Source organism: Antribacter gilvus (genome assembly GCF_003946865.1).
GTDB lineage: Bacteria > Actinomycetota > Actinomycetes > Actinomycetales > Cellulomonadaceae > Antribacter > Antribacter gilvus.
Genome location: NZ_QXTH01000003.1, coordinates 249,846 through 268,025, shown reverse-complemented (window position 1 = coordinate 268,025; position 18,180 = coordinate 249,846). Strand labels below are relative to the sequence as shown.

19 protein-coding genes are annotated in these 18,180 nt (G+C 73.2%); 6 read left to right on the top strand and 13 right to left on the bottom strand.

All coding sequences use genetic code 11. The features are described 5' to 3' along the window. Positions 1–29: 29 nt before the first annotated feature. The 3 genes from D1350_RS06990 to pgsA all read right to left on the bottom strand — a co-directional run bounded on the left by D1350_RS06990 (position 30) and on the right by pgsA (position 1,804). On the bottom strand, positions 30–380 hold the full coding sequence (locus D1350_RS06990) for a helix-turn-helix domain-containing protein (protein WP_125775252.1): 351 nt from the start codon (positions 378–380) through the stop codon (positions 30–32). A gap of 267 nt (positions 381–647) precedes the next feature. Then, positions 648–1,169: a CinA family protein gene (locus tag D1350_RS06985; protein ID WP_125775251.1), complete on the bottom strand. Its 522-nt coding sequence runs from the start codon at positions 1,167–1,169 to the stop codon at positions 648–650. After that, the gene (pgsA, locus tag D1350_RS06980; protein ID WP_125775250.1) at positions 1,166–1,804 is read right to left on the bottom strand and encodes a CDP-diacylglycerol--glycerol-3-phosphate 3-phosphatidyltransferase; all 639 of its coding nucleotides are present in this window, start codon (positions 1,802–1,804) and stop codon (positions 1,166–1,168) included. The genes D1350_RS06985 and pgsA overlap by 4 nt, the downstream gene beginning before the upstream one ends. 98 nt (positions 1,805–1,902) lie before the next feature. Here pgsA and D1350_RS06975 point away from each other — a divergent pair, with 98 nt between their 5' ends. Then, positions 1,903–3,234 (top strand): CapA family protein, encoded by a 1,332-nt coding sequence (locus D1350_RS06975; RefSeq protein ID WP_240643932.1) that lies wholly within the window; start codon positions 1,903–1,905, stop codon positions 3,232–3,234. A gap of 28 nt (positions 3,235–3,262) precedes the next feature. Here the strand turns inward: D1350_RS06975 and D1350_RS06970 are convergent, their stop codons facing one another. The 3 genes from D1350_RS06970 to D1350_RS06960 all read right to left on the bottom strand — a co-directional run bounded on the left by D1350_RS06970 (position 3,263) and on the right by D1350_RS06960 (position 7,318). Next, the gene (locus tag D1350_RS06970) at positions 3,263–6,031 is read right to left on the bottom strand and encodes an FtsK/SpoIIIE family DNA translocase (protein WP_125775249.1); all 2,769 of its coding nucleotides are present in this window, start codon (positions 6,029–6,031) and stop codon (positions 3,263–3,265) included. A gap of 63 nt (positions 6,032–6,094) precedes the next feature. Next, positions 6,095–6,781, bottom strand: coding sequence for a DUF4328 domain-containing protein (locus tag D1350_RS06965; RefSeq protein ID WP_164545058.1), 687 nt, complete (start codon positions 6,779–6,781; stop codon positions 6,095–6,097). Between the two features lie 126 nt (positions 6,782–6,907). After that, positions 6,908–7,318: a hypothetical protein gene (locus D1350_RS06960; RefSeq protein WP_125775247.1), complete on the bottom strand. Its 411-nt coding sequence runs from the start codon at positions 7,316–7,318 to the stop codon at positions 6,908–6,910. A 98-nt stretch (positions 7,319–7,416) separates the two neighbouring features. Here D1350_RS06960 and D1350_RS06955 point away from each other — a divergent pair, with 98 nt between their 5' ends. Further along, positions 7,417–8,073, top strand: a complete 657-nt coding sequence (locus D1350_RS06955) for a TetR/AcrR family transcriptional regulator (protein ID WP_125775246.1) — start codon at positions 7,417–7,419, stop codon at positions 8,071–8,073. Positions 8,074–8,097: 24 nt separating this feature from the next. Here the strand turns inward: D1350_RS06955 and D1350_RS06950 are convergent, their stop codons facing one another. The 3 genes from D1350_RS06950 to dapA all read right to left on the bottom strand — a co-directional run bounded on the left by D1350_RS06950 (position 8,098) and on the right by dapA (position 11,552). Next, on the bottom strand, positions 8,098–8,751 hold the full coding sequence (locus tag D1350_RS06950) for a DUF4328 domain-containing protein (RefSeq protein WP_125775245.1): 654 nt from the start codon (positions 8,749–8,751) through the stop codon (positions 8,098–8,100). Between the two features lie 133 nt (positions 8,752–8,884). After that, complete coding sequence (locus D1350_RS06945) at positions 8,885–10,570, bottom strand: ribonuclease J (protein ID WP_125775244.1); 1,686 nt, start codon at positions 10,568–10,570, stop codon at positions 8,885–8,887. A 31-nt stretch (positions 10,571–10,601) separates the two neighbouring features. Beyond that, complete coding sequence (gene dapA / locus D1350_RS06940) at positions 10,602–11,552, bottom strand: 4-hydroxy-tetrahydrodipicolinate synthase (RefSeq protein WP_125775243.1); 951 nt, start codon at positions 11,550–11,552, stop codon at positions 10,602–10,604. Positions 11,553–11,660: 108 nt separating this feature from the next. Between dapA and D1350_RS06935 the strand changes: the two genes are divergently transcribed. The 4 genes from D1350_RS06935 (at position 11,661) to D1350_RS06920 (ending at position 14,801) form a co-directional block, all read left to right on the top strand. Beyond that, positions 11,661–13,133 carry an NAD-dependent succinate-semialdehyde dehydrogenase gene (locus D1350_RS06935; protein ID WP_125775242.1) on the top strand — a complete coding sequence of 491 codons (1,473 nt, stop codon included), beginning with the start codon at positions 11,661–11,663 and terminating at the stop codon, positions 13,131–13,133. A 28-nt stretch (positions 13,134–13,161) separates the two neighbouring features. Beyond that, positions 13,162–13,893 carry an AzlC family ABC transporter permease gene (locus D1350_RS06930; RefSeq protein ID WP_125775241.1) on the top strand — a complete coding sequence of 244 codons (732 nt, stop codon included), beginning with the start codon at positions 13,162–13,164 and terminating at the stop codon, positions 13,891–13,893. Then, positions 13,890–14,210 (top strand): AzlD domain-containing protein, encoded by a 321-nt coding sequence (locus tag D1350_RS06925; RefSeq protein WP_125775240.1) that lies wholly within the window; start codon positions 13,890–13,892, stop codon positions 14,208–14,210. Before D1350_RS06930 ends, D1350_RS06925 begins: the two co-directional genes overlap by 4 nt. Positions 14,211–14,297: 87 nt before the next feature. After that, positions 14,298–14,801, top strand: a complete 504-nt coding sequence (locus D1350_RS06920; RefSeq protein WP_125775239.1) for a GNAT family N-acetyltransferase — start codon at positions 14,298–14,300, stop codon at positions 14,799–14,801. A gap of 27 nt (positions 14,802–14,828) precedes the next feature. Here D1350_RS06920 and D1350_RS06915 read toward each other — a convergent pair whose 3' ends face one another. From D1350_RS06915 to D1350_RS06900, 4 genes are all read right to left on the bottom strand, one after another. Continuing rightward, the gene (locus D1350_RS06915; protein ID WP_125775238.1) at positions 14,829–15,296 is read right to left on the bottom strand and encodes a hypothetical protein; all 468 of its coding nucleotides are present in this window, start codon (positions 15,294–15,296) and stop codon (positions 14,829–14,831) included. Positions 15,297–15,390: 94 nt separating this feature from the next. Next, on the bottom strand, positions 15,391–15,834 hold the full coding sequence (locus D1350_RS06910; RefSeq protein WP_125775402.1) for a hypothetical protein: 444 nt from the start codon (positions 15,832–15,834) through the stop codon (positions 15,391–15,393). A 32-nt stretch (positions 15,835–15,866) separates the two neighbouring features. Then, a complete protein-coding gene (dapB, locus tag D1350_RS06905) occupies positions 15,867–16,643 on the bottom strand; it encodes a 4-hydroxy-tetrahydrodipicolinate reductase (RefSeq protein ID WP_125775237.1) in 777 nt (258 codons plus the stop codon). 207 nt (positions 16,644–16,850) lie between these two features. Next, complete coding sequence (locus D1350_RS06900) at positions 16,851–18,179, bottom strand: M16 family metallopeptidase (protein WP_125775236.1); 1,329 nt, start codon at positions 18,177–18,179, stop codon at positions 16,851–16,853. Position 18,180 lies beyond the last annotated feature (1 nt).

The window sequence follows — 18,180 nt, the reverse complement described above, 5'->3', positions numbered from 1 at the left end:
CGTAGCTCGTGCGGCTCAGGGAGCCGGGATCAGCCGACCGGTGCCAGGTCGGCCCGCTCTGTCTCGCGCCGCAGGCCGGCGCGGTCGCCACGGGCCAGCAGCCCGGAGACGAAGTCCGCAGGGATGGTGTCGGGGATCTGGAATCCCTCTGCGACCGCGATCCGGTCGCTCACCTCGCGGAGAACCAACGACATGGGGACATCCAGCGCGTCGCAGATCGAAGCCAGAAGTTCCGACGATGCTTCCTTCTGCCCGCGTTCCACCTCGCTCAGATACCCCAGGGACACGCGTGCCGCCGAAGACACCTCGCGCAGGGTGCGTCCCTGACGCTGCCGCGCATCACGCAGCACGTCACCGATCTCTCGTCGCAGTACGACCATCTCGCGCCCCCTTCCCGTGCCTGTCCCGTTTCCCACCGCTTCCGGACCGGCCGGGCGGGCCGGTGCCGACGTGCGGGCCTTGCGTCCAGTGGTACGACCCCCGCGTGCTACGGCGGTCGTCCTACCGTACCCCGCACCCGGGGAGTACTGGCGTCCGGTACGACCCGTGGGCCTGTTGGCTATCACATCGCGTCCAACGTCAGTAGAACGAGCCTTGTTCCCGAACTGCCCCAAGTCAAGGCCTATGCAAGAATTGACCAAGAAGATTCACCCAACCGTAACTTCCGTTGCACCGGGGTCGGCGGTCGCGGCGTCCTGCCCCGGAATCCGGGCGAGAACCTCGAGCGCGAGCTCCAGGACCCCGCGCGCCGCCGCGCCGATCACCTCGCTGCGCTCTCCCCCGAGCCGCAGCCGGCGCACCTCCTCGGAGTCGGGCGTGCTCACCGCGACGTAGACGAGGCCCGGCTCCTTGCCGTCCTGCGGGTCGGGTCCGGCCACACCTGTGGTCGCGAGGCCGACGTCGGCCCCGGTCGCCACGCGCACGCCCGTCGCCATCTGTGCGGCGACCCGGGGATCCACCGCCCCGTACTCGTTGAGCAGGTCGGCGTCCACGCCCAGCAGCCCGGCCTTGAGGTCGGTCGCGTACGCGACCACACCGCCCCGCAGCACCGCCGACGCCCCAGGCACCGACACGAGGGTGGCGGTCACCAGCCCGCCCGTGAGCGACTCCGCGACCCCCACGGTCCAGCCGCGGGCGCCCGCAGCCGTCAGGACCTCGGCGGCGGTCATGACGCGGTCCCGGCCGCCCCGGCGGTCCCGGCAGCCCTCGCCGCCTGGGCGATCGCGGCGGCGCGCTTGGCGTCCCGCCGCAGGCGCCAGCCCTGGTACGCGTAGTCGGCACCCGTCACGACGGTCACCGCGACGGCGGCACCCATGATCACCCACGAGACGACGGTCAGCCAGGGCAGGTCCTCGCGCGGCAGCAGGAAGCCGGAGATCGCCACGGCCTGCAGCACGGTCTTGAGCTTGCCCCCGCGGGACGCCGGCATGACGGCGTACTTGAGCACCGCCATGCGCATCGCGGTGATCCCCAGCTCACGGACGAGGATGACCACCGGCACCCACCAGGGCAGCTCGTCCAGCGGCACCCACAGCAGCACCAGGGCGGCACCGATGAGCAGCTTGTCGGCGATCGGGTCGAGCAGCTTGCCGAGATCGGTGATGAGCCCGCGGCTGCGGGCGAGGTAGCCGTCCACCTTGTCGCTCAGCGCGGCGACCACGAAGATGCCGGTGGCGACGAGCCGCCAGGTGACGCTGTCGCCGCCCTCGGCGAGCAGCGCCCACGCGAACACCGGGACGAGCGCGATGCGGACCATCGTGACCGCGTTCGCGATGTTCCAGGGGGACGGTGGGGGGTTGACCATGTCCCCAGCCTATCCGCGCCGAGGATTCACCCTCACCTCCGCCCGGTGCCGGGCCCTGCGTCCGCCGGGCCACTCCGCCACGGGACTACCCTTGAGAAGTGGGCCATATCCGATATTCTGCCCAACGGGTGCGCAACGGCGCCGGGACCTCCCTGTCCCTCTTCGTCGTGCTCGCCTGGCTGGTCGGCGTTCCGGCACCGGACCCCGCCCCCGCGCCGACGCCGGAGCTCGCCTCGTCCGCGGTGACCCCCTCGCCGCCGGCCGGGTCCGCGCCCACCCCGCGGCCCGGCACGCCCCCACCCCTCCCCCGAGAGATCCCGGAGGAGACACCTCCCGCCCCGACCGCGATGCCCGCGACCTTCACGATCCTGGCGGGCGGCGACGTGCTTCCCCACGGGCCGGTGAACGCGTCGGCCGCGCGGGGCGGCCGCGTGGACTACTCGCCGCTCCTGGCCGGCATCGACGCGTGGGTGGGTGGCGCGGACCTCGCGCTGTGCCACCTGGAGGTACCTGTCGCGCCGCCCGGCTCGGCCGCCACCGGATACCCGCTGTTCGGGGCGCCGGCCGAACTGGTCGCCGACCTGCGCGAGCAGGGCTGGGACGGCTGCTCCACGGCGTCGAACCACTCCGTGGACCGGGGGTTCCGAGGCGTGGTCTCGACGCTCGACGCGCTCGACGCGGCGGGGATGGGCCACGCCGGGACGGCCCGCACGGCCGAGGAGCAGTCCCTGCCGCAGCTGTACGACCTGCACCGCAGCGGTCGCTGGATCACGGTGGCGCACCTCGCCGTCACGTACGGCCTCAACGGCCTTCCGATGCCGGCCGAGGCGCCCTGGGCGGTGGACCTGATCGACGTCGACCGGGTCGTCGCCCAGACGGCCGCCGCACGGGCCGCCGGGGCCGACGTCGTGGTCGTGAGCGTGCACGACGGCGCGGAGTACACGCAGGAGCCCACCGCCCACCAGCGCGACGTCGCTGTGCGCCTCGCGGCGTCGGGCCAGGTGGATCTCGTCCTGGGCCACCACGCGCACGTACCCCAGCCGGTCGAGCTCCTGCCCGGCGGACGGGACGGCCTGGGCCTGTGGGTGGCCTACGGACTGGGCAACCTCCTCTCGAACCAGAACCCGGGCTGCTGCGGGCTGCGGTCCACCTCGGGGCTGCTGCTCACCGCCACCGTCACGCAGGAGCCGCACGGCCCCGCGCGGGTCACAGGCGTGGGCTGGACCGCCACGACGGTGGACCTGGCGGCCGGGCACCGGCTCCGTACGATCGCCGGCGCGCCGGCCGACCCCGCGGCCGGTCGTCTCTCCGAGGCTCAGCTGCACGAGCGGCAGGAGCTGGTCCGCACGGCTGCCGGGCCGCAGGCGCTCGAGCTCGTCGCCCCTCCCACGCCTACCGGTGAGGCACCGCTGGTCGTACGGCGCCCGTGACCGGCCACCCAGCCGTCCCGCCGGCAGCTCAGCGCAGGTCGTCCGCGTCGTCGTAGTAGTCCTTCGCCGCGGGCGGCAGGTGGCCCTCGGTCCCGTCCGCGTACGGGTCGCCGGACCCGTCGGGGGCCGAGGCGCCCTGCGCCCCGGGCGACGTGCCGGCCACGCCGTCGTCGGACCCTTCGGACTGGTCGAAGAGCTGCGGGCCGTCGCCGCGGATCATGGCGAGCGCCGACGGCAGGTCCTCGGGCCGGACCATCACGTCGCGCGCCTTGGAACCCTCGGACGGGCCGACGATCTCGCGCGACTCCAGCAGGTCCATCAGGCGCCCCGCCTTGGCGAAGCCGACGCGCAGCTTGCGCTGCAGCATCGACGTGGAGCCGAACTGCGTGGTGACCACGAGCTCCGCCGCCTGGAGGAGGAGGTCGAGGTCGTCGCCGATGTCGTCGTCGATCTGCTTCTTGGTGGTCGTCACCGTCACGTCGGGCCGGTACATGGGCTTGAGCTGCGCCTTCACGTGGTCCACGACGGCATGCACCTCGGACTCCGTGACCCACGCGCCCTGCACGCGCATGGGCTTGGCGGCGCCCATGGGCAGGAACAGCGCGTCACCCTGACCGATGAGCTTCTCCGCCCCGGGCTGGTCGAGGACCACGCGGGAGTCGGCGAGGGACGACGTCGCGAACGCGAGCCGCGACGGCACGTTGGCCTTGATGAGGCCGGTGACGACGTCGACCGAGGGCCGCTGCGTCGCCAGGACCAGGTGGATGCCGGCCGCGCGGGCGAGCTGGGTGATCCGCTGGATCGAGGCCTCCACGTCACGGGGGGCCACCATCATGAGGTCGGCGAGCTCGTCCACCACGACGAGCAGGTACGGGTAGGGGGCGATCTTGCGCTCGGAGCCCGGGATGGGCTTCACCTTGCCCGACCGCACGGCAGCGTTGAAGTCGTCGACGTGCTTGTAGCCGAAGGCCGCGAGGTCGTCGTAGCGCGCGTCCATCTCGCGGACCACCCAGTCCAGGGCCTCGGCGGCCTTCTTGGGGTTCGTGATGATGGGCGTGATGAGGTGCGGGATGCCCTCGTAGATCGTGAGCTCCACGCGCTTGGGGTCCACCAGGACGAGCCGCACCTGCTCCGGCGTGGACCGCATGAGGATGGAGGTGATCAGCGAGTTGATGAAGCTCGACTTGCCCGCGCCGGTGGCGCCCGCCACGAGGATGTGCGGCATCTTGGCGAGGTTCGCCACGACGTAGCCGCCCTCGACGTCCTTGCCCACGCCCATGATCATGGGGTGCTCGGTGCGCCGCGCCGCGGACGAACGCAGCACGTCGCCCAGCACCACCGTCTCGCGGTCGGCGTTGGGGATCTCGATGCCGATCGCCGACTTGCCCGGGATGGGCGAGAGGATCCGCACGTCCGCGCTCGCCACCGCGTACGCGATGTTGTTGGCGAGGGACGTGATGCGCTCGACCTTCGTCTTGGCGCCCACCTCGACCTCGTACCGGGTCACGGTGGGGCCACGCGTGAAGCCTGTGACGCTGGCGTCGACCTCGAACTGCTGGAACACGCCCGTCAGCGCCTCGACCACGCGGTCGTTCGCCGCGGACCGCGTCTTGTGCGGCGGGCCCTGCACCAGCAGCCCCTCGTCGGGCAGCACGTACACCGTGTCGCCCTCCAGCATGGGCTGGACGCCCCGCGGGACCGCGGACGTCTCCTGCGGCAGCCGGGGGCCCGACGCCGGTCGCGCACCTGCCGCTCCCGGCCCGTCCTTGCCGGTGGCCGAGGGGGCGGCCGGAACCGGCCCGGTGCCCGCACCGAGCGGGATCACCTGCGTGGTGGCCTTGTCGCCGCGCGCCGCGCTCTCGGCGAGCTCGCGCTCCAGGAGGGCTGCCTTCTCGAACGCCTCGTCGCCGGCGAACCCCTCGAGGGCGGCACGCTCGGCGCGCTCGGCCTCCTTCTCGGCGCGGGTCCGCCGCTTCCGGCCCGTACGGGACGCGGTGCGGGCGCTGTCCGTGCCGTCGTGCCGGGACACGCCGTCGGCCAGCGGCAGGCCGTCCGCGTCGACCTCTCCGTCCTCGGCCCCGTGGTTGCCCGTGAGGCGGTCGTAGACGCCGCGCAGACGCTCGGGGATACGGTGCACCGGCGTGGCAGTCACGACGAGCAGGGCGAAGAAGCCCAGCAGCACGAAGAGCGGCACGGCGAACCACTCGGTGAGACCGGCGACCACCGGCGTCGCCGTCAGGTAGCCGATCACGCCGCCCGCCGCACGGACCTCGTCGAACCCCTCCGCGAGGTTGGGCAGCCCGTTCGCCACGTGGACCAGCGCGCACACGGCGACGGTCAGCAGCGTGACGCCGATCGTGACGCGCCCGTTCGCCTGCGTGCGCTCGGGGTGCCGCATCAGCCGCAGCGCGAGCCACACGAACAGCACGGGCAGCGCCACGCCCGCGAGACCGAGCGTGCCCGCGACGACCGCGTGCACGCCGTCGCCGAAGGCGCCCTCGATCCCCCACCACTCCCGCGCGGCGACCACCACCGCGAGCCCGAGGAGGAAGAACGCGATGCCGTCCCTGCGGTGCTCCGGGTCCAGGTCCTGGGCTCCTCGGCTGATCGTCCGGGTGGCGCCGCCCACGGCGTGCGCGACGCCGAGCCAGGCACCGCGGACCGCGCGGACCGGCCACGGGGGCCGGGACGGTGCGGGGGCTGCCGCCCGAGCAGCCGGACGCGAGGTCCGGCTGCTCGGGGAACGCTTCCCACCGGTCTGCTTGGTCGCGCGCGGTGCTGTCGTGCGGGTCGCCATGATGCCCCCACCGTACCGGCGGGTCCCGGGCGAGCGCCGGAGGCGGGCCCGGTGTGTCCTCCTCTAGCCGCGGAGCAGCCCGGCGACCATCGCACGCTGGCCGTTGCGCACCCCGACCACGATGCGGGTCCAGAGAGCGCAGGCGATCACGGCGAAGCCGGCCAGAACCGTGTAGTTCTCGTGGATCGAGCTCGCCGAGTCGGTCAGGGGGTCCGCACCGAGGAACCCCCCGGTCCACTGGTACCCCGACCAGATGAGCAGCAGCCCCATCAACCAGCAGAGCCACCACGCGACCGCCCCGAAGGCACGTCGTCCACGCACCGTGGCGCGCTCCACGTCGCGGACCACCTCGTAGGGGAACCAGATCTGGACCACCGGCACGAACCAGGCGAACCAGATCCACCCTGTGGACCGACGCCGCCGTGCGGACGGGTTCCGTACCGCGACGAAGGCGCGGCTCGCCTGGAGCCACAGGCACGCCACCACGTAGGCGGCCACGACGAGGGGCGCGATGATCAAGGAGACGCCGAGGAAAGGGGTGAACCCCGCGCCGATGTAGGACTCGCCCCGCTGCGCCGCCTCGACCCACGTGTCTTCCGAGTACCCACCCGCGACCGCCAGCAGCACGAGCCCACCCGTCACGAGCCACGCGAGCACGATGGAGCCCGACGCGAGGCCGGCCGCGGGCGCGGGGCCCGCCAGGACCGGCCCTCCGAGCGGGCCGGGCAGCTCCCACGGGGGCGTGGGCACAGGAACCGGCACACTCGCCGCGTGCGAGGAGGAGGGCACTCGGAACGGGTCGTGAACGGACACGGCGACCTCTCCATCGGGGAACTGGCACGATATCGCACATTTCACCCGCGGACGCGCACCGCGTCAGGCCGTCAGCAGGCCCACCCCGAGCGTCACCACCCCGGCGGCGAGGACGGCCGCCCCGACGGGGAAGAGCACCGCGGCACTGCCCGGCCGGGTCCGGCCGGCACCCATCGCCGAGAAGAAGAAGCCGGCGGGCAGCAGGATCGCAGCGACGAGCACGCCGGTCCCGGCGAGCCAGCGCCAGAACCCCGCCAGGTCGGTGGCCTCCGTCAGGATCAGGCTGACGAGCCCGAGGATCACGAGAACGCCGGCGTGCGCATGCCCGGCGCGATAGAACGCCTTCTGGAAATCGGTGGCGGGCACGGCGCCGCGCACCACCTGGAGCAGGAACCACCCGCCCGACTCGATGCCCACGACGGTCAGCAGGACGACGCCGGCGGTGGTGCGGGCGGCGTCGGTCAGCTCGAGCATGGTCTCTCCCTCGTTCGGCCGGACCACCGGCCCCCGATTCCGTAACAGTGTTATAGAACACCGTTCGCGAACCGGCGTCAAGGCCCTAGACTCGTCGCATGCCCCGCCCGCGCCTGCACGACGACGCCCTCCGCACCCGCCTGCTCGAGGTCGCCTCGCGCGTCATCTCGGCGAGCGGCGAGGGGGCAGTCACCGTGCGGGCCGTCGCCACGGAGGCCGGGACGAGCGCCTCCGCGGTCTACTCGCTCTTCGGGTCGCGCGAGGACCTGGTGGCCGCCGTCAGCGCGGAGGGATTCCGCCGGTTCGCCACGCACCTCGCGGCGGCGCCCCGTACCGCCGACCCCGTCGCCGACCTGGCCGGGCTCGGGCTCTCCTACCGCCGGAGCGCGCTCGCCGACCCGCACTTCTACCGGGTCATGTTCGCCAGGGCCGTGCCGCCCGGCCCCGCGGCAGGAGAGCCTGCGGGCGGGACCGGTCCCGGCGGGGCGCGGTCGGGCACGGACGACGACGGCCACGCCCGGCCGGTGCCCGCGACCGAGCTGCCCACGTTCGGCGTCTTGCGGGCCGCCGTCGCGCGGGTGCTCGACGGCGCCCCGCCCGAGCGCGTCGAGGACGCCGCCGTGGGCCTGTGGGGGCTGGTCCACGGCCTGGTCTCCCTGGAGCTCGTGGGCCTGCTGCCGGGCGACGACGCGACGCGGGAGCGACGCTACGCGGACGCCCTCTCCGCCGTCGGCCCGCCGCTGCTGCGGAGCTGACCCGCCCACCCACAGCGGGAGGGGTCAGGGGGCGAGGTGGGAGCGCTGGGCTGCCTCAATCGCGGCGACCCGCCTCCGTTGCGTCTCGGTGACCTGCCGGACGATGCGGATCCAGAGGATCCCGGCCAGCAGGGTGGCTGAGGCGCTCCCAAGCTCGAACCACGGCAGAACACTCAGTCGAAGGACGGGGCCGCCCTTCTCCGCGAGGTACAGGTCGGCGAGCCCGACGGCGCCCATCGAGAGCCGAAGGACGAGGTAGGACGTCCACCAGAGGCCGCAACCTCGCGCCGTCGGTCCGACGGTGGCCCGATGGACGTCCCGGACCCCCAGGTACGGGTACCAGAGCTCGACGATCGGCAGCACCCAGCCGAGCCAGAGGAACGCGATGTGCTTGCGATGGCGGTAGCCGGGCGACATGCGCTCGGCGAGGCGCCGGCTCTCGGTGAGCCAGAACCCGACGACGACGACCGCCGAGATCTCGACCGGCAGGAACGAGAGGCTGACGAGCAGGTGGAACGTCCCCGCGTAGGGGTCCAACGACGCGACGAGGGACAGCCATGCCAGTGCGATCCAGGTGCAGGCGATGACCTGGGTCGCGAGTGCCAGCCCGGAGGGGATCGGCGGCAGGCGCTCCGGGACGGACGGCTCCGTGGCCGGGAGGAGGTGCAGGTCGGTCATCACGGGCTCTCGTTCGACGAAAACCGCAGCGTACCGGACATCTGGGCACCACCTTCAAGGCCCCTGTGGGTACGCGTATGGCCGCCTCTCCGGGCGGAGAGGCGGCCATACGCGTACCCACAGCGGGAGAGGGTCAGGCCTCCACGACCACCGGGACGATCATCGGCTTGCGACGCAGACGCGTGGCCACGAAGCGGCCCACGGTCCGGCGCATGACCTGCTGGAGCTGGTGCGTGTCCGTGGCCCCGCCGGCGATGGCGTTCTCGAGGGCCGTGGTGAGCTCCGGCAGCACGCCGTCGAACACCTTGGCGTCCTCAGCCATGCCGCGCGCCAGGATCTGGGGCCCGGCGAGGACCTTCCCCGTCGCGGTGTCGATCACGGCGTAGACGGACACGAAGCCCTCCTCGCCGAGGATCTGGCGGTCCTTGAGCTCGACCTCCGTGATCTCGCCCACCGAGGAACCGTCCACGTAGACGTAGCCGCACGGCACCGCGCCGACGACCGACGCGCGCCCGTCGACGAGGTCCACGACCACGCCGTCCTCGGCCAGCACCACGCGGTCGGCCGGCACACCGGTCTTGACCGCGATGGCCGCGTTGGCGACGAGGTGGCGCACCTCGCCGTGCACCGGCATGACGTTGCGCGGCTTGATGATGTTGTAGCAGTACATGAGCTCGCCGGCCGAGGCGTGGCCCGACACGTGCACCTTGGCGTTGCCGCCGTGCACCACGCGCGCACCGAGGCGGGTGAGCCCGTTGATGATGCGGAAGACCGCGTTCTCGTTGCCCGGGATGAGGGACGACGCGAGGATCACCGTGTCGCCGTGGCTCACCTGGACCTGGTGGTCGCCGTTGGCCATGCGCGACAGCGCTGCCATGGGCTCGCCCTGGGAGCCGGTCGACATGTAGACGATCCGGTCGTCGGGCAGGTTGCCGGCCTTCTTGACGTCGATCAGCACGCCCTCGGGGATGTTCAGGTACCCCAGCTCGGCGGCGATGCCCATGTTGCGGATCATCGACCGGCCCACGAAGGCGACCCGGCGGCCGTGGTTGTGCGCGGCGTTGAGGACCTGCTGGACGCGGTGCACGTGCGACGAGAACGACGCCACGATGATCCGCTTGTCCGACTGCCCGAACACCGTGTCCAGCACGGGCCCGATCTCGACCTCGGGCGTGACGAAGCCCGGCACCTCGGCGTTCGTGGAGTCGACCATGAACAGGTCGACTCCCTTCTCGCCCAGGCGCGCGAACGCACGCAGGTCGGTGATGCGCCCGTCGAGCGGGAGCTGGTCCATCTTGAAGTCGCCCGTGTGCAGCACGGTGCCGGCAGCGGTGGTGACCGCGACGGCGAGCGCGTCCGGGATGGAGTGGTTCACGGCCACGAACTCGCACTCGAAGATGCCGAGCTTCTCGACCTGCCCCTCCTTGACCGCGAGGGTCAGCGGGGTGATGCGGTGCTCCTTGAGCTTGGCCTCGATGAACGCGAGGGTCAGCTGGGAGCCCACGATCGGGATGTCGCGCCGCAGGCGCAGGAGGTACGGGACGGCACCGATGTGGTCCTCGTGCCCGTGCGTCAGGACGATCGCCTCGATGTCGGCGAGACGGTCCTTGATGTAGTCGAAGTCCGGCAGGATCAGGTCCACGCCGGGCTGGTTGTCCTCGGGGAAGAGGACGCCGCAGTCGATGATCAGCAGGCGGCCCTCGTGCTCGAGGACTGCCATGTTGCGCCCCACCTCGCCGAGGCCGCCGAGGGCGACCACACGCAGGCCGCCGGGCGGCAGCGCGGGCGGAAGGGATAGTTCAGGGTGAGGGTGGCTCACTTGGCCTCCAAGGCCTCGTTCCTACAAAGTCTCATTGCCCGACGCGGGCCGCGCCCGCGGTGGCCGGGCTGAGCACCCCGGCCTGCGCGAGCGCCTCGCGGACGGCGGCGACCTCGTCGTCGCTCGCCTCCACGTAAGGCAGACGCAGGGTTCGGTGCTCGATGACGCCCTGGACCTGGAGCGCGGCCTTGGCCATGACGGCCTGGAAGCCGGCGCCGTTGACGGCGTCGATGACGGGGATCGCGGTGCGGAAGACCGCGAGGGCGCCGACGTGGTCCCCGGCGTCGAACCGGCGCACCACCTCGGCGAAGGTGCGGCCCACGACGTGGGCCGACACGGACACGATACCGGCTCCGCCGTGCGCCAGGAACGGCAGCAGCAGCGCGTCGTCGCCGGAGTACCAGGCGAGGCCGGTCGCGGCGGCGAGCTTCGTCGCCGCGTAGACGTCGCCCGTGGCGTCCTTGTTCGCGACCACCTGCGGGTGCGCGGCGATGCGCTCCCACGTGCCGGGGGCGATCCGGACGCAGGTGCGACCCGGGACGTCGTACAGCATGACGGGCAGGTCGGTGGCGTCCGCGACGGTCGCGAAGTGCCGGTACAGGCCCTCCTGGCTGGGGCGCGAGTAGTACGGCGACACGACCAGCAGGCCGTCGGCCCCCGCCTCGGCGGCCTGGACGGCCATCCGGACAGCGTGGTCGGTGTCGTTCGAGCCGGCGCCCGCGACGACGACGGCGCGGTCACCCACGGCCTCGACCACCGCGGCGACCAGCTCCTGCTTCTCCGGCGCGTGCGTGGTCGGCGACTCGCCGGTGGTGCCGGACAGCACCAGGCCGTCGTTCCCGTCGTCGACCAGCTTCTTCGCGACCCGAACCGCAGCATCAAGGTCGACGACGCCGTCCGGCGTCATCGGCGTGACCATGGCGGTGAGCACCGCGCCGAAGGGGCGCACAGGGGCTCCAGGGGAGGCGACAGGAAGGACCATGGGTCCACGGTACCGTCTGGCGGCCCGCCACCGCGGGCACAGCCAGCACCCGGACCCCGCAAAAGACGGGGCAGCGAGCAGCATGGGTTTCACGACATACTGATCGGTATGACGGCAACGATGCTACCCCCGACCCTTGTGGCCCACCTGCCCACCGGCGTGCTCGTGGACGGCCACTGGGGCCCCGCCACCGACGGAGCCACCTTCGAGGTCCACGACCCCGCCACCGAGAGGGCCCTGTTCGACGTGGCGGACGCCACGCCCGACGACGCGCTCCGGGCGCTCGCCGCGGCCCACGACGCCGCCCCCGCCTGGCGCGCCACCGCGCCCCGTGAGCGGTCGGAGCTCCTCCGCGCGGTGTTCGAACGCATCATCGCCCGCACCGACGACCTGGCGGCCCTGATCACCGCCGAGGCCGGGAAGCCCCTGGCGGAGGCCCGCGCCGAGGTGACCTACGGCGCGGAGTTCCTCCGCTGGTACGCCGAGCAGGCGGTGCGCTCCGACGGCCTGTCGCGCACCGCGCCGTCGGGCGCCAACCGGCAGCTCGTCCACCGCCGGCCCGTGGGACCCGCCCTCCTCATCACGCCCTGGAACTTCCCCATCGCGATGGCGACCCGGAAGATCGGGCCGGCGCTCGCCGCCGGGTGCCCCGTCGTGATCAAGCCGGCCCGGCTCACGCCGATGACCACGATGTTCGTCGCGGAGATCTTCCGCGAGGAGCTGGCCGAGCGCGGCCTGCCGACGGGCGTGGTCAACGTCATCCCGAGCTCGTCGGCCGGCTCGGTCACCTCTCCCCTGCTCACCGACCCGCGCCTCCGCAAGCTCTCGTTCACCGGCTCCACGCCCGTGGGCAGCCTCCTGCTGGAGCAGGCCGCGCAGCAGGTCCTCAACTGCTCCATGGAGCTCGGCGGGAACGCGCCGTTCGTCGTCTTCGCGGACGCGGACCTCGACGCTGCCGTCGAGGGTGCGCTCGTGGCCAAGCTCCGCAACGCCGGCCAGAGCTGCGTGGCCGCGAACCGCTTCCTGGTGCACGTCGACGTCGCGCGGGAGTTCGGGCGCCGCCTCGCCGCCGCATTCGAGAACCTCCAGGTGGGCCCCGGGTTCGCGCCGGGCACCCAGGTGGGGCCGCTCATCCAGGCGTCCGCGGTCGAGAAGGTCGCCGAGCTCGTGGCGGACGCGACGGACCGCGGTGCTCAGGTGCTCGTCGGCGGTGACCGTCCGGAGGGCCCCGGCCACTTCTGGAACCCGACGGTCATCACCGGGGTGGACCCCCAGGCCCGCGCCGTGCGGGAGGAGATCTTCGGCCCGGTGGCGCCGATCGTCGCCTTCGGGTCCGACGACGAGGCCCTCGAGCTGGCGAACGACACCGAGTTCGGCCTAGCCGCCTACGCGTTCACGACGTCCCTCTCCCGGGCGACGCGCGTCATGGACGAGGTCGAGGCCGGGATGATCGGCATCAACCGCGGCCTCGTGTCCGACGCGAGCGCCCCCTTCGGCGGGCTCAAGCACTCCGGCCTCGGTCGCGAGGGCGGGGAGGCCGGGCTCGAGGAGTACCAGGAGACCGTGTACGTGGCGCTCTGACCACCGGAGGCCGACGTAGGGTCGGGCCGTGAACGTGCTCTCCCCCGACCCGGCCACGCGCGCCGCCGTCCGCCAGGGCCTGAGCGTGTCCCTGGCGACGGGCCTGTACGGCATCTCGTTCGGTGCCCTGTCGGTCGCCGCCGGGGTCGGCCTGCTCCCCACCATGGCGCTCAGCCTGCTGATGTTCTCCGGCGGGTCGCAGTTCGCGCTCGTCGGCGTGGTGGGGGCGGCCGGCGGCCCGGTGGCCGCCGTCGCGACGGCGAGCCTGCTCGGGCTCCGCAACGCGCTCTACGGCGCGGTGGTGTCTCCCCTGCTGAATGCTCGCGGGTGGCGGCGCCTCGCGGCGGCGCAGCTCACCATCGACGAGTCGACGGCGGTGGCCGCCGCCCAGCCCGACCCCGCCTCCTCCCGCGTGGGGTTCTGGGTCACGGGCGTGGGCGTATACGTGCTGTGGAACGCGTTCGTGCTCCTCGGCGCGCTCGCCGGTGACGCGCTCGGCGACCCGCGCGCCTGGGGCCTCGACGCCGCGGCCGCCGCCGCGTTCCTCGCGCTCGTGTGGCCGCGCCTCGCCCCGCGCCGGGCGCAGGTCGTGGCCGCGCTCGCCGTCGTGGCGAGCGCGGCTCTGATCCCGGTGGTCCCGGCGGGGATCCCGGTCCTCGCGGCCGCGACGGTCGCGGTGCTCGTGGGGCAGCTCTCGCCCGCCGTGGCGGCCGATGAGGAGACCGGCGACACCGCCGACCAGAAGGAGGCCGCGCGATGACCGACGCCGTCCTGTGGGCGACGGTGCTCGTCGCGTCGCTGCTCTGCTTCGCCCTCAAGCTCGCCGGGCACCTGGTGCCCCAGAAGTGGCTCGAGTCCGAGAGGGTCACCCGCACAACGTCCCTGGTGACGGTGGCTCTGCTCGTGTCCCTCGTGGTGGTGCAGACGGTGGGCGACGGGCAGTCGCTGACCGTCGACGCCCGCGTCCCGGCCCTCGCCGTCGCCGCTCTCGCGCTCGCGCTGCGTGCGCCGTTCGTCCTGGTGGTGGTGCTTGCGGCCGCCACGGCGGCGGGGCTGCGCGCGCTGGGCTGGGGCTGACGGCAAGGCCGCGAGCGTCCCCACGAGCGCCCGCGGCGCTCCTCTGCGGCGTCGTGGCGGGCGATCCGCGGCCGGTAGGGTCGGAGGGTGACCCTGTTCCGCGAGACCGCCGACGTGTCCGTCCGCCCCGCCGTCGCCGGCGACGACGAGGCGATGGCGCGCGTCCAGGTCGCCGCCTGGCGGCACGCCGGGATCCTCGGCGACGGCGTCATCGACGCCCTCGACACCGGCAAGATGCAGGAGCGCTGGGCCGCGAGCCTCCAGTCGACGCCGGGTCCGGGCTTCGCGCTGTTCGTCGCCCTCGACGGGCCGCGGATCGTGGGCTTCGCCGCCGTGGCTCCGAGCCAGATCCTCTCGCTCGAGGTCGAGCCGGCCTTTCAGCGCGCCGGTCACGGCTCGCGGCTGCTGTCCGCAGCGGTGGACCGGCTGCGGACCGACGGCGCCGAGCAGGTCAAGACCTGGGTGCTCGAGGGCGACACCGCCCGCGAGGACTTCTACGGCTCCGCGGGCCTCGGTTTCGACGGGACCGTCCGGACGCTCGCCACGGGCGTGCGCGAGGTGACCGAGCGTCGCTGGTCCGCCCAGCTCTGAGCTGCCGCCCGGGCACTGTGGGTGGGGTCAGTCCGACAGGCACGTCCAGCAGTAGAGCGACTCGCGGTTCACCACCGCGCGGCTCGCGAGCGCGGACAGGGCCACCATGCCGGCGACCAGGCGGTGCGGCGGGGCGTTGACGGCGTGGGTGCGGGTCCAGGCGCGGACCATCTCGGCGAGCCGGTTGGGCTGCGACGCGGCGAGGTCGGCGGTGAGCACCTCCGACACCGTCACGACCCACGGACCCTCGTCGCCTCCGCTGCCCACCAGGGCCCCGTGCCGCGGGTTCGCGGTGATCTCGCCGTACGGCAGCCCGCAGAGCATCTCGGCGAGCGTGCCCAGCATGACGAACGGGTCGACGGACGGCAGCTCGACCGTGTCGAAGCGCGGCCCGCCGGCGGTCCGGTCCGGCGCGGACGGCCCACCGGGGGCAGAGAGCACGGTCGCGGCGGCCTCGTCGGTCGGCGCCGCGAAGTACTCCGTCAGGATCCCCATCCCCGGATGGTCGCAGCATCGTGTCACGGGCGTGTCACGGCAGCGTGAACCCTGGCGGTCGTCCGTCTCACGGCGGACCCCCAGCCGCCCTCGCCTACGACGTCCGGTGGAGAGCGGAGGCCTGGCGCAGCGCGGCCCGCGCGCGACGCCGGTCGCCCGAGGCGTCGTACGCGAAGGCGAGGTGGTACCAGGCGCGCCAGTCGTCGGGTCGCTGTTCGACGGCGGCGCGACGAGGCTCGAACGCGGCGTCGGCGGCCGCGCGGTCGATCCGGCCGCCGGGCGAGCGCGGCAGGTCGTCGACGGGCAGGTCACCCTCCGCGGCGAGCTCGTCGGCCATGCGCTGGACGGCGCTCGCGAGGCGGTACTCGCGGGCGATCAGGCCGATGACCAGCAGCGGGATCACGAGCACGGCCAGCCCGATCGCGATCAGCACTGGCTCGCCGGTGCGGATCATCGCGATGCCCCGGCCCGCGATCTGCCACACGTAGAGCGCGAGCAGCGCCGTGACGGCGACCGCGCCGGGCAGGCCGCGCGGCATCCGGCGTCGGCCCGACGACGCCGGCTCGGTGGTCACGACAGGTCCAGGACGTGCTCGAGACCGACTGTCAGGCCAGGCCGGCCCGCCACCGAACGCACCGCGAGGACGACGCCCGGCATGAACGACGCCCGGTCGAACGAGTCCTGCCGGATCACGAGCTGCTCCCCCTCGTTCCCGAAGAGGATCTCCTCGTGCGCCACGAGGCCCCGGAGCCGGACGGCGTGCACCCGCACGCCGTCGACGTCGGCGCCGCGGGCCTCCCAGCCGGACTCCGTGGCGTCGGGCGACGGGCCGAGGCCCGCCTCCGCGCGAGCGCGGGCGATCGCCGCGGCCGTGTGCCGGGCGGTGCCCGACGGCGCGTCCACCTTGTCGGGGTGATGGAGCTCCACCACCTCCGCGGACTCGAAGTAGCGCGCCGCCTTGGCGGCGAACGTCATCGCCAGCACCGCCGAGAGGCCGAAGTTCGGGGCGATCAGCACGCCGAGCCCCGCCTTTCCGGCGGCGGCCCGCTCGGCGTTCACCCGGTCCAGGTGCTCGACGACGCGCCCCCGGGAGGCGTCGTCCCAGCCGGTGGTGCCGACCACCGCGTGCACCCCGGCGTCGATTAGGGCGTGCACGTTGGCCTCGGTCACGGACGGCACGGTGAAGTCCACCGCGACGTCCGCGCCCGCGAGCGTGCCGGCGTCGAGCTCGTCGTCGCGGGCGAGCCGCGCGACGAGCTCGAGACCCGGCGCCGCCTCGACCGCGCCGCAGGTCTGGGCGCCCATGCGCCCGGAGGCGCCGAGCACGGCGACCTTGATGTCAGTCACGATCGACCTTTCTCTCAGATCGAGCTCAGTCTCTTTCGTTGTGCGACTGAGCCTGCGGTTCCGCTCCGGGCGGGTCCTTGCTCCGCTGCGGACCCACCCTGCGCTGCACTTCCAGCTCAGGCTCTTTCGTTGTGCGACTGAGCCCGCGGTTCCGCTCCGGGCGGGTCCTTGCTCCGCTGCGGACCCACCCTGCGCTGCACCTCCGGCTCAGTCGCCGAACGGGCCCACACGTACCACGGACCGCGGCCTGGCGGCCAGGTCCTCGGCGAGGGCGCGGACGTCGTCGGCGGTCACGGCCTTGATGCGCTCGAGCGACTCCGCCACGGACAGCAGCTCGCCGTAGACGAGCTCCGCCTTGCCGAGCCGGCTCATCCGCGAGCCTGAGTCCTCGAGACCGAGGACCAGCCCGCCGGAGAGCTGACCGATCGAGCGGTCGAGCTCGGCGCCCGTGATGCCGTCGGCGGCGAGCCGCTCCAGCTCGGATACCAGCAGGTCGGTCACCTGGTCCACCTTGGCCGGCGCGCAGCCCGCGTACAGGCCGAACGTGCCCACGCCGCCGTGGCCCGACGCGAACGAGTACGTCGTGTAGGCCAGGCCCCGCTTCTCGCGGATCTCCTGGAACAGGCGGGACGACATGCCGCCGCCGAGAGCGGCGTTCAGCACGGAGAGCGCGAACCTGCGGTCGTCCGTCGCGGAGAGCCCGGTGGAGCCGATGACGATGTTCGCCTGCTCCACCGTGCGGCGGATCGTGAGGGCCACGCCCTCGGTGGGGACGCCGTCGAGGTCCTCGACGTCGGACCGGCGGGCACGCGGCGCGACCGGCTCGTCGAGCGACCAGCCGCCGGCGGTCAGCGCCTCCGTCACCTGGTCCACGAGCGTCTCGTGGTCCACGCCGCCCGCTGCGGTGACCACGAGGGTCTCCGGGCGGTAGTGCCAGCGGTAGTGCTCCAGCACGGCCTCGCGCGGGACGTCCCTGATCGTGTCCGGCGTGCCGCCGATCGGTCGCCCGAGCGGGTGCTTGCCGAGGACGGCGGCGGAGAACTCCTCGTGCGCCACGTCGCCCGGGTCGTCGTCGTTCATGGCGAGCTCTTCGAGGATGACCCCGCGCTCGGTCTCCAGCTCGTCCGCGTCGAGACGGGCGGAGGTGACCATGTCCGAGATGACGTCGATCGCCATGGGCAGGTCCGTGTCGAGCACGCGCGCGTAGTAGCACGTGTGCTCCTTGCCGGTCGCGGCGTTGGCCTCGCCACCGACGGCGTCGAACGCCTCGGCGATGTCCATCGCCGTGCGGCGCGTGGTGCCCTTGAAGAGCAGGTGCTCCAGGAAGTGCGTGGAGCCGAAATGTCCGTCTGTCTCGTCCCGGGAACCGACGCCGACCCACGCGCCCACCGTCGCCGAGCGCTGGCCCGGCATCTGCTCGGTGAGCACGCGGACACCGCCGGGCAGGATGGTGCGACGGATCGTCGCACCATCCTGCCCGGCGGTCAGCTCGGCACCGGGCTCGCCGTCAGCGACGAGCGGAAGGTGCCAGGTCACG

Coding starts and splice junctions, on each gene's coding strand:
- D1350_RS06990 (WP_125775252.1), bottom strand. CDS start 380: ATGGTCGTACTGCGACGAGAGATCGGTGACGTGCTGCGTGATGCGCGG.
- D1350_RS06985 (WP_125775251.1), bottom strand. CDS start 1,169: ATGACCGCCGCCGAGGTCCTGACGGCTGCGGGCGCCCGCGGCTGGACC.
- pgsA (WP_125775250.1), bottom strand. CDS start 1,804: ATGGTCAACCCCCCACCGTCCCCCTGGAACATCGCGAACGCGGTCACG.
- D1350_RS06970 (WP_125775249.1), bottom strand. CDS start 6,031: ATGGCGACCCGCACGACAGCACCGCGCGCGACCAAGCAGACCGGTGGG.
- D1350_RS06960 (WP_125775247.1), bottom strand. CDS start 7,318: ATGCTCGAGCTGACCGACGCCGCCCGCACCACCGCCGGCGTCGTCCTG.
- D1350_RS06955 (WP_125775246.1), top strand. CDS start 7,417: ATGCCCCGCCCGCGCCTGCACGACGACGCCCTCCGCACCCGCCTGCTC.
- D1350_RS06950 (WP_125775245.1), bottom strand. CDS start 8,751: ATGACCGACCTGCACCTCCTCCCGGCCACGGAGCCGTCCGTCCCGGAG.
- dapA (WP_125775243.1), bottom strand. CDS start 11,552: ATGGTCCTTCCTGTCGCCTCCCCTGGAGCCCCTGTGCGCCCCTTCGGC.
- D1350_RS06935 (WP_125775242.1), top strand. CDS start 11,661: ATGACGGCAACGATGCTACCCCCGACCCTTGTGGCCCACCTGCCCACC.
- D1350_RS06925 (WP_125775240.1), top strand. CDS start 13,890: ATGACCGACGCCGTCCTGTGGGCGACGGTGCTCGTCGCGTCGCTGCTC.
- D1350_RS06915 (WP_125775238.1), bottom strand. CDS start 15,296: ATGGGGATCCTGACGGAGTACTTCGCGGCGCCGACCGACGAGGCCGCC.
- D1350_RS06910 (WP_125775402.1), bottom strand. CDS start 15,834: ATGCCGCGCGGCCTGCCCGGCGCGGTCGCCGTCACGGCGCTGCTCGCG.